Raw genomic sequence first — 8,062 nt, 5'->3', positions numbered from 1 at the left:
ACCCGGTCGTTGAGCGAGCGAGGAACGAGCGAGACGAAACGCCCCATGCCGCCGCGCGACCCGCACCCGGTCGTTGAGCGAGCGAGGAACGAGCGAGACGAAACGCCCCATGCCGCCGCGCGACCCGGACCCGGTCGTTGAGCGAGCGAGGAACGAGCGAGACGAAACGCCCCGCGCCGTCGCGCGACCCTGCGGCGGAAGGCGCGGTCAGTCCGCGAGCGAGATCACGGGCGACAGCTCGTCGCGGGCGAGGCGGATCCACGGCCCTGCGGGGTCGACGACCAGCCCAGTGATCCCCTCATCCGTGCGCAGCGCGCGCGACAGCTGTGCGGCGGTGATCGGCGCCGCATGGTCGCCACGACCCATCACGGCGACCTCGAGCGGGTGCGAATAGATCTCGAGGTAGCGTGCGCCACCGGCGTCGCGGCCCTCGGCGAGGCCGGGCGCTCCCCCTTCCGCCGTGCCGACGGCCACCCACAGCGGCACGCGGGTGAGCGCCTCGGCCACCTGGGCGCTGATCTCAGGCGTGCGCTCGGCGGCGAGCAGAGTCTTGACCGTCAGCTGCGGGTCGGCTTGATCGACCGCGCGCTGGAGCAGCTCCTTCGGCAGCACCGCCCGCGACGGCGTCGACGCAGGGTCGATGATGATCCCGTCGTACGAGCTCTCGAACACGTGCCGCAGCACCGTGAGAACGGGCTGGCCCATCGCCGAGGTGTCGGTGTCCCCGTCGGCCTTGAGGCTCGCCTGCAGCGCTGCTCCGCTCGAGAACACGAGGGCGAACGTACGGTCCCCCGCGTTCGCGACCGCGAGCGGCAGCCCCTTCCCCTCGGCCAGCAGCGTGCGGGCGTCCCCCTTGACGCGCAGGAACACGTGCCCCTGCAGGAGCTGCCGCGCGACATCCAGCAGTGCCTGCGAGGCCGGCGCATCCCCGACGCGGCCGAGCGCGGCCCTCAGCAGCACGTTGTCGCGCAGGCCTGGGACCGTCTCGGTCTGCTCGGGCGCGGTGCGCATCCACTCGCGCGTTCCGAGCCGCGGGCGCGGCCCGGGAGGCATCGGCTGGTCACCGCTCGACGGGTCCTGCGGGCCCGCGGAGGCGGCGGGCGTCGACGCCGCGGACTGTGGCGACGCACCGAGACCGCCGAACGCCGAGAGCGAGATCGGCACGGATCCCACGCCGCCCGCGTCGGCAGGAGCGACAGGCGGCTCGGTCGGAGCCGCGGCCTCCGGATCGCTCGACGTCTCGGTCGAAGCCGCGGCGTCCGGATCGCTCGACGTCTCCGCGGCGGCCGCGGCGTCCGGGTCCATCCCCTCGTCCGGCGCCGCCTCGGGCACGGACGACGGCTCGGAGGGCTCGGCGGGCTTCTTCGGACGGCGCGAGAACAAGGCCATTGTGCGAGCCTAACCCGCCGCCCTGACCGCGGTCCGCCGCAGCAAACTCGGCCCTCGCGCGCGGGAACGGCGGAGGGTCACCCCAGCGCCGCGACGCCGGCGGCGATGACGCCGATGCCGACAGCCAGAAGGGATGCCGCGAGCACCACGGCTCCGGCCCACAGCAGCCCGATCGCCCGTCCAGGGCGTTGCGGGTCGCGTCCGAGCACCGAGAGGAAGAACCCGCCCGGGATGAGGATGGCGCTCGCCAGCACCCCCACCGAGGCCCATTGCCAGACGAGCGCCGCACCCGCGGCGGAGGTGAGCAGCAGGCTCACCAGCCCCAGCAGCACGAGCACGCCGGCGTGGGCGTGACCCGCGCGGAAGAAGCTCTTCTGGAGGCCGTTGAAGGGCAGTCCGCGTGAGGCGATCCGCAACAGGAACGTGCCGCCCGCCATGATCCCGATGACGGTGAGGATCGTCGCGCCGGCGACGATCGTGAGAACCGGATCCATTGATTCCTCCTGGTGATCGAGCGTTGGATAGTCCCGCTCTCCAATGTTAGATAGCTATAGTATCTAACACAAGCCGGAGAGGGGCCGCGATGAAGATCTCGGAGCTGTCGGAGCGGAGCGGAGTGCCCGTCGCGACCGTGAAGTTCTACATCCGCGAGGGGATGCTGGCTCGCGGCGAGGCGGTTTCGGCCACGCGCGCCGAGTACGGCGAGGAGCACCTCGCGCGGCTCCGGCTCATCGCCGCTCTCGCCGACGTTCGCGGCTTGCCGCTCGCCCGCGTGCGCGAGGTCCTGGCGCTCGTCGACGCCCCGCTCGACGACCCGCTCGAGACCCTCGGCCGCGCCGTCGGGGCGCTTCCTCCCTATGTCGACAGCGGTCGCGAGGACTACCCGCGCGCCCGGGCGGCCATCGACGAACTCGGCCTCACCTATGACGCCGACTTCACCGCGGTCGCTCAGCTCGACGAAGCGCTGCATGCCCTGGACGCGGCGGGACTGGATGCTTCGCCCACCGTGCTCGGTCGCTATGGCGACGCGATGCGCCGGGTCGCTGCGGAGGAGATCGCTCCGATCGCCGGCATGTCACGAGCCGCGGCCGTCACCTACGCCGTGCTCGGCACGGCACTGTACGAGCCGGTCATGCTGGCCCTGCGTCGCCTCGCCCACCACCATCTGCTCGTCGAACGCGGAACAGCCCTCGATCCCGATCGTTGAGCGATCGCGGCCGCCTCGGCCCCGAGAGCAAGGGCCTCGGCATCTCAGAGCTTCGAGATCGGCGCGATCTTGATCAGCAGCTTCTTCGGCCCGGCCGTGTCGAAGCGGACGTGCGCCACGCGCTTGGCACCCTCGCCGGTGACGGCATCCACTCGCCCGTCGCCGAAGTCCTCGTGACGGATGCGGTCGCCCGGCGCCAGCTCCATGTCGCCGTTGTCGCGCACCTTGGAGGGGATCTTGTTCGCGAAGCGCTCGAGGTTGCCGGTCGGCTCTCGGCGTGCGAGCGGCACGAGGTCGTCGCCGTAGCGCTTGCCCGAGCCGGAACCCGACCCGCCGAAGCCACCGCGCCGTGCGTTCAGCGCGCGCGACTGCGTACCGCCGCGGGAGTTGACGTCGCCGGGCGACTGCCGCCAGTGCAGCAGCTCGAGCGGGATCTCCTGCAGGAAGCGGCTGGGCATCGCGACCGTCACCTCGCCGAACTGCGCGCGGGTCATCGCGAGCGAGAGGTACAGGCGCTTCCGCGCGCGGGTGATGCCGACGTAGAAGAGGCGTCGCTCCTCCTGCGGACCGCCCGGCTCCCCGGCCGAGATGCGATGCGGGATGAGGTCCTCCTCGACGCCGGTGACGAACACCGCGTCGTATTCGAGGCCCTTGGCGGTGTGCAGGGTCATCAGCGAGACCGAGCCCGAGGCGTCCTCGAGGTCGTCGGCATCCGACACGAGCGCCACCTCGGTGAGGAAGTCGAGCAGCGTGCCCTCGGGGTTGTTGCGCGCGAACTCGCGGGCCACCGCCACCATCTCGTCGAGGTTCTCGATGCGGGCTTCGTCCTGCGCGTCCTTGCTGGCGCGCAGCGCGTCGTAGTACCCGCTCTTGTTGAGCAGCAGCTGCAGGCCGTCGGCGACCGCGGTCGGCGGCGCCAGCTCGCCGGAGGCGGGCAGCATGATCTCGGATGCCTCGGCCAGGACCGCGTCCAGATGCGCGATGGCCGCCTGGATCTTGGGTCCGACGCCGAGCGCCGACGAGTTCGCCAGCGCATCGCGGAACGTGATCTGCTGGTCCACCGCGTAGCGCGCGATCGTCTCGATCGTCACGTCGCCGATGCCGCGCCGCGGCCGGTTGATGATGCGGCGCATCGCCATCTCGTCGGCGGGATTGGCCACCGCCACGAGGTACGCGAGGGCGTCCTTGATCTCGGCGCGCTCGTAGAACTTGGTGCCGCCCATGATCTTGTACGGCAGGGCGGAGCGGATGAAGATCTCCTCCAGCGCACGGGACTGCGAGTTGGTGCGGTAGAAGACGGCGATCTGGGAGTAGGCCACCCCCGCCCGGCGGAGCGCCTCGATCTCGTCGGCGACGAACTGCGCCTCGTCGTGCTGCGAGTAGCCGGTGAAGCCGATGATCTTCTCGCCCTCGCCGACGTCGGTCCACAGGCGCTTGTCTTTGCGGTCGAAGTTGTGGCTGATGACGGCGTTCGCGGCGGAGAGGATGTTCTGCGTCGAGCGGTAGTTCTGCTCGAGCAGCACGACCTTGGCGCCCGGATAGTCCTTCTCGAACTCGCTGATGTTGCGGATGTCGGCGCCGCGGAACGCGTAGATCGACTGGTCCGAGTCGCCGACGACGGTGAGCGACGCCCCGTCCTCGGCGGCCGGCTCGGCCTCGAAGATCATCATGCCGCCGGAGCCCGCCAGGGGCGCGGCATCCGAGCCTGGTGGCCGGGTCAGCTCGTGGATCAGCGCGTACTGCGCGTGGTTGGTGTCCTGGTATTCGTCGACGAGCACATGCCGGAACCGCCGGCGATAGACGTCGGCCACCTGCGGGAACGCGCGGAAGAGGAACACCGTCTGCCCGATGAGGTCGTCGAAGTCGAACGCGTTCGCCCGCTGCAGCTCCCGCTGGTAGGCCGCGAACAGCTCGACGAAGACCCGCTCGGCAGGATCGCTCATGTTGGCCGTGCGGGCGTAGGACTCGGCATCCGCCAGCTCGTTCTTGAGCTTCGAGATCCTCGACTGCGTCGCCGCCGGAGTGAGCCCGAACGCATCGGCCTCGTGCTCTTTGACGAGCCGCTTGATGAGCGCGCGCGAGTCGCCGGAGTCGTAGATCGTGAAGGACTTGGTGAAGCCGAACTGCTCGGCCTCGCGGCGGAGGATGCGCACGCACGCCGAGTGGAAGGTCGAGATCCACATACCGCGCGCCGAATCGCCCACCAGGTGCTCGACGCGCTCCCGCATCTCGCCGGCGGCCTTGTTCGTGAAGGTGATCGCGAGGATCTGACTCGGCCACGCCTCGCGATTGCGCAGCAACGACGCGATGCGCCGGGTCAGCACGCTGGTCTTGCCTGAGCCGGCACCGGCCACGATCAGCAGCGCCTGCCCCCGATAGGTCACGGCCTCGCGCTGCTGGGGGTTGAGTCCGTCGAGCAGGTCCTCATCGGAGCGAGCGCCGGCGCGCGGCGCAGCGCCCATCGGGTGGGCGGCGTCGAGAACGATCGGACGAACGGAACCCGCGCCCGGCGCGGTCGGAATGGCGTCGGTCATGTCCCACCAAGTCTAGGTCGCCCGGCCGACACCGGCCGGGCGCACTGCTCGCCCCGCCGCAGCCACGGAGCCGCCCTCTCTCACGAAAGACCGGATGCCGCAGCCTTCAGTCGCCGCATCGCCTGCGGCACCTCGTCGAGGCGTTCCGACGCCTCGGCCCGGGCCACCTCGGCGATCCTGTCGTACGCGTGCGACAGCTCCCCCGCGCGTCCGGCGAGGGCTGCCTCGTGCTCCACCCGCTGCGCGAGCAGCGTGGTGTCGCGGTGCGCCCCGAGAGCGTCGTGGATGTCGTCGCCGGCCTCGACGAGTGCCTCGATCTCCTTCGTGTCCAGCCCGGGAGCGGCGTCCGCGACGGATTCCGCCACATACCGCAGGCGACGTGCGGCCTTGCGGAGGGCGTGGTAGCGCGCATCCGTGCCGTCGAGGCGGGACTCTGCCTTCTCGACGCGACGCGCCTGTCTCGCCACCGCAGCCGCCAGCACCTCCGCGGCCCCGCGGTCGGGCTCGACGGGTATCGCCTCATCGACGAACTCGCGCAGCACGCGGGCGCGCTCCTCGGCGCGCGGAGAGGCTGCGAGCTCCACCAGCCGCTGATGGGCCACCGAATACGCCTCCTGCTCGCTGCCGACGAGCCGTCGGTGCACATCTGGATCGTCGATCCCCGCCCGCGCCAGCATCTCGCCGGCGACCTCGGCGCGCACCTCGATGTCGCGCACGACGCCGAGCTCCCGCCCCCACTCCGCGTAGGCCACGCGCACGCGCTCGGCTGCGCGGGCGTCGAGCGCAGCCCGGAAGCCGCCGAGCACGCTGCGCAGGCGCCTCACCCGCACGCGGTGCTGATGCACACCGTCGGGCTCGTCGGCGACCGCGGCCGGCAGGGTCGCCTCGACCTCGTCCGCGGCGCGGCGCACGATCTCCCCGAGCACCTCTCCGAGCGTCGGGCTCCCCTGCGGTCTGCGCACGTCCCGAGCCTAGAGATGCCGGCCACGTCGCGCGATCCTCACCTTCTCCGAGAGGCGAGAACGCCCCCAAGGCCGCGGACGCGGTTCAGAGCAGGCGCCGCTCCGAGGCCCAGGCGGTCAGCTCGTACCGCGACGACAGCTGCAGCTTGCGCAGCACCGCCGACACGTGGGACTCGACCGTCTTCATCGAGATGAACAGCTCGGCGGCCACCTCCTTGTAGGCGTAGCCGCGGGCGATCAACCGCATGACCTCCTGCTCCCGCGCCGACAGCCGGTCGAGCTCGTCGTCGCGCGCGGCGGTCTCGCCGACGGCCGCACCGAAGGCGTCGAGCACGAACCCGGCCAGGCGCGGCGAGAAGACCGCGTCGCCCTCGGCGACGGCGTGCACCGCGCGGCTCACCTCGGCGCCCGACGAACCCTTCGTGATGTAGCCGCGTGCGCCGGCGCGGATGACGCGCACCACGTCCTCCGCCGCATCCGACACGCTCAGTGCGAGGAATCGCGTCGTCGGCACCAGCGGGCCGGCCGCACGGATCACCGCTTCGCCGCCGGCGGCGTCCGGCCCGGACGCGGCAGCCCCCTGCCCCGACGGCAGGTGGACGTCCAACAGCACGACGTCGGGACGCGTCGCCTCGATGATCGCGACGGCGGCAGCGGCATCGGCCGCCTCGCCCACGACGTCGATCGAGGCGTCGAGGTCGGCGCGCAGGCCGGAGCGGAAGATGGAATGGTCGTCGACGATCGCCACGCGGACCCGGCCATCAGCCATGACGCACCTCCGATGCGGCTGTCGCGTACCGGAGGTGCACCTCGGTGCCTCCACCGGCTCCGCGCCGGACGGTCGCCGATCCGCCCGCCCGTCTCATACGGCCGAGGATCGATTGACGGATGCCGAGCCTGTCGTCCGGCACGTCCTGCAGGTCGAATCCGGGGCCGCGGTCGCGCACGTAGACGTCCACGGCGTTCGCGTTGCCCTCGATGTACACCGACACATCGCCTCCCGCATGGCGTGCGGCGTTCAGCAACGCCTCGCGGGACGCGGCTGCGACCTCGCCACTGGCGCGCTCCGCCGGCAGCCCGGCGGAGACTACGTCGATGCGGACGGGATAGTCGAGCTCGAGCGCGGCCGCGTAGTCCCGGAGGTCGGTGGCGAGATCGCTGTCGGCGGGGGCGTCGCCGTCGTACAGCCACGCTCGCAGCTCACGCTCTTGCGCGCGGGCGAGGCGCGCGACCTCGCTCGAGGCGCCGGCGCGGTTCTGAATGAGGGCGAGCGTCTGCAGCACCGAGTCGTGCAGATGCGCGGCCATCTCGGCGCGCTGCTCCTCGCGGATGCGCCGCACGCGCTCCCCCGAAAGCTCCCGCCATTTGTCGATCAGCATCGAGGAGTACACCAGCGCGATCCCGACCAGCGGCATCAGCGCGTAGACGAACCCGGCGACCCCAACCTGCTGCAGGGTGGTCAGCAGGGCGAGCAGCAGCACGATCAGCGCCACGGTCACGACCGCCCGCACGACGTTCTCATGCCTCGGACCCCGCGCCGGATCCCGCCGATCGACCAGCGTGGCCCAGGAGCCGGCCGCCACCGCGAGCACGGTCGCGGCGAACACGCCGCCCGTCCATCCGGGTGCCGACGCCTGCACCATCCCGTTCCCCGAGAACAGGGCGATGGCCCCGACGGTCGCCACCGTCGCGACCATCGATGCGGCAGCCAGGATCCACGCCACCGGCGCCCGCCGCGTCGGCATCTGCACGACGGGCGCTGCAACGGGCGCGGTGGCGCGCCCGGTCGCGGTTCCGACGTCGTCCCAGGGCATGAAGAGCCAGAGCCACGCGTACAGCAGGACGCCGGCGCCCGAGACGAACGCCAGGGCGACGAACGCGGCACGCACGAGCCATACCGGCCACCCGAGGTGGCGGGCGAGGCCGGACGAGACCCCCGACACCACGCAGTCCCGAGGGCGCCGGAGAGC

General features: G+C 71.7%; 7 protein-coding genes. 1 reads left to right on the top strand and 6 read right to left on the bottom strand.

The genetic code is table 11. From position 1 onward, the window contains the following. Positions 1-207: 207 nt before the first annotated feature. Together ACI3KY_RS19600 and ACI3KY_RS19595 are read right to left on the bottom strand one after the other, a co-directional pair. Positions 208-1,389 carry an SseB family protein gene (locus ACI3KY_RS19600; RefSeq protein WP_404931803.1) on the bottom strand — a complete coding sequence of 394 codons (1,182 nt, stop codon included), beginning with the start codon at positions 1,387-1,389 and terminating at the stop codon, positions 208-210. A 77-nt stretch (positions 1,390-1,466) separates the two neighbouring features. After that, positions 1,467-1,883, bottom strand: coding sequence for a hypothetical protein (locus tag ACI3KY_RS19595; RefSeq protein WP_404931802.1), 417 nt, complete (start codon positions 1,881-1,883; stop codon positions 1,467-1,469). An 89-nt stretch (positions 1,884-1,972) separates the two neighbouring features. On the opposite strand from ACI3KY_RS19595, the gene ACI3KY_RS19590 reads away from it, so the two are divergent. Further along, on the top strand, positions 1,973-2,596 hold the full coding sequence (locus ACI3KY_RS19590) for a MerR family transcriptional regulator (protein WP_404931801.1): 624 nt from the start codon (positions 1,973-1,975) through the stop codon (positions 2,594-2,596). A 44-nt stretch (positions 2,597-2,640) separates the two neighbouring features. Here the strand turns inward: ACI3KY_RS19590 and ACI3KY_RS19585 are convergent, their stop codons facing one another. The 4 genes from ACI3KY_RS19585 to ACI3KY_RS19570 form a co-directional block, all read right to left on the bottom strand. Further along, complete coding sequence (locus ACI3KY_RS19585) at positions 2,641-5,058, bottom strand: ATP-dependent helicase (protein WP_404931804.1); 2,418 nt, start codon at positions 5,056-5,058, stop codon at positions 2,641-2,643. 152 nt (positions 5,059-5,210) lie between these two features. Continuing rightward, positions 5,211-6,092, bottom strand: coding sequence for a CHAD domain-containing protein (locus ACI3KY_RS19580; RefSeq protein ID WP_404931800.1), 882 nt, complete (start codon positions 6,090-6,092; stop codon positions 5,211-5,213). Positions 6,093-6,177: 85 nt separating this feature from the next. Continuing rightward, complete coding sequence (locus ACI3KY_RS19575) at positions 6,178-6,861, bottom strand: LuxR C-terminal-related transcriptional regulator (RefSeq protein WP_404931799.1); 684 nt, start codon at positions 6,859-6,861, stop codon at positions 6,178-6,180. After that, the coding region (locus tag ACI3KY_RS19570; RefSeq protein ID WP_404931798.1) for a PspC domain-containing protein at positions 6,854-8,062 on the bottom strand (1,209 nt) is incomplete at its 5' end. The genes ACI3KY_RS19570 and ACI3KY_RS19575, both read right to left, overlap by 8 nt.

Source organism: Microbacterium sp. ZW T2_14 (genome assembly GCF_044987405.1).
Taxonomy (GTDB): Bacteria; Actinomycetota; Actinomycetes; order Actinomycetales; family Microbacteriaceae; genus Microbacterium.
The sequence above is the reverse complement of the archived record's forward strand: the minus strand, read 5'-3'. Positions and strand labels throughout refer to the sequence as shown.